The sequence below is a fragment of the Pseudoalteromonas sp. Isolate3 genome (assembly GCF_022398505.1).
Lineage (GTDB): Bacteria > Pseudomonadota > Gammaproteobacteria > Enterobacterales > Alteromonadaceae > Pseudoalteromonas > Pseudoalteromonas apostichopi.
In genome coordinates, this window is the sequence record NZ_JAKEVN010000269.1 from 1 (window position 1) to 833 (window position 833).

At 41.5% G+C, this 833-nt stretch carries 1 rRNA gene; it reads left to right on the forward strand.

Features of this window, described 5'->3' with window-relative positions:
• Nucleotides 1–601 precede the first annotated feature (601 nt).
• A 16S ribosomal RNA gene (locus L1D46_RS20775) occupies nucleotides 602–833 on the forward strand; the annotation flags it as partial.

An 833-nucleotide genomic window follows, 5' to 3' on the forward strand; every position in this document is an offset into this window, starting at 1 on the left:
AAATTTCTACTAACTAATCCGCCTTATAAAAATAAAAAGCGACATAGCTAATTTAAAGCATGTCGCTTTTTCTATGCCATTTTACCTTCACAAAAATGACTGCTTTTTGAGCTAAAACCCCTTTGTAGCCCTTTGTTTGTATGGTTATTGTACTAATTTGAAAATAAGCAAAAAAACCTGCAAAAAGTGCTTGCGTTAATTCTTCGCATCCCTATAATGCGCATCCACTGACACGGCGGGCAGCAACGAAAGACGCTGAACAACGTAGCAGAGAGTTAAGTGAAACTTCGGTTTCAAATTATCGAAAGAAAGTTTGAAATTAAGTGTTGACTCGAAAAATTAAGGATGTATTATACGCATCCCTAGCGACAACGTCGCAACGTTCTTTAACAATATAAAGCAATCATCTGTGTGGGCACTCGTACAGATTGAGTTCTAACAGCCGATTCTAGTTCGCTAGATGACGCAAACAAATTTAGAGTATCAATTGAACTGAGTGACCAACGGAAACAAGTTTACTTGTTTCAGCACAGTCAATTCGATTCGAAAGAATCAAAATTCAGAATTCATTGAGCATGTCCTTAGGGACAGAAAAAACTTTTAATTGAAGAGTTTGATCATGGCTCAGATTGAACGCTGGCGGCAGGCCTAACACATGCAAGTCGAGCGGAAACGAAGAGGTGCTTGCACCTCTGGCGTCGAGCGGCGGACGGGTGAGTAATGCTTGGGAATATGCCTTATGGTGGGGGACAACAGTTGGAAACGACTGCTAATACCGCATGATGTCTACGGACCAAAGTGGGGGACCTTCGGGCCTCACGCCATAAGATTAG